Source organism: Streptomyces mutabilis, assembly GCF_014649815.1.
In the GTDB taxonomy this organism is placed as follows: domain Bacteria; phylum Actinomycetota; class Actinomycetes; order Streptomycetales; family Streptomycetaceae; genus Streptomyces; species Streptomyces mutabilis.
This window is the reverse complement of the sequence record NZ_BMTT01000207.1, coordinates 1-599: the sequence shown is the minus strand read 5'-3', so window position 1 is coordinate 599 and position 599 is coordinate 1. Positions and strand designations below refer to the sequence as shown.

General features: G+C 43.4%; 2 protein-coding genes. Both read left to right on the top strand.

The features are described from left to right. Positions 1–180: DNA-directed RNA polymerase subunit omega (gene rpoZ, locus IE142_RS40045; protein ID WP_191889475.1), on the top strand; the 180-nt coding region annotated here is incomplete at its 5' end. A gap of 29 nt (positions 181–209) precedes the next feature. Next, positions 210–599 (top strand): HD domain-containing protein (locus tag IE142_RS40040; RefSeq protein WP_191889474.1); only part of this gene is annotated, 390 nt, incomplete at its 3' end.

The window sequence follows — 599 nt, the reverse complement described above, 5'->3', positions numbered from 1 at the left end:
GGCGCTAAAGATCCTTTAGTACCAGAAGAAAATGATAAAATGACGGTTATCGCACTACGCGAAATCGAAGAAGGTTTGATTAACGGTAAAATTCTTGATGCTCGTGAACGTCAAGAGCAGCAAGAGCAAGAAGCCGCAGAATTACAAGCGGTTTCAGCGATTGCGGAAGGTCGTCGTTAATCGTCTCATAAAATAGGGGTAGGTCTGCCTTGTACCTGTTTGAAAGCCTGAATCAAATCGTTCAAAAATACTTGCCACCTGAGCAAGTTGAACAACTCAAAAAAGCCTTTATCGTCGCCAGAGATGCCCACGAGGGACAGACTCGTTCAAGTGGTGAGCCTTATATTACTCACCCTGTGGCGGTTGCCTGTATTCTTGCCGATATGCGATTAGATCATCAAACGCTAATGGCGGCATTGTTGCATGATGTCATTGAAGATACACCTGCGACATTTAAAGATATCGAAACTCTGTTTGGCAGTACGGTGGCAGATCTGGTTGAAGGCGTCTCAAAACTGGATAAATTAAAGTTTCGAGATAAAAAAGAGGCTCAGGCTGAAATCTTTCGCAAAATGATCATGGCGATGGTAAAAGACATT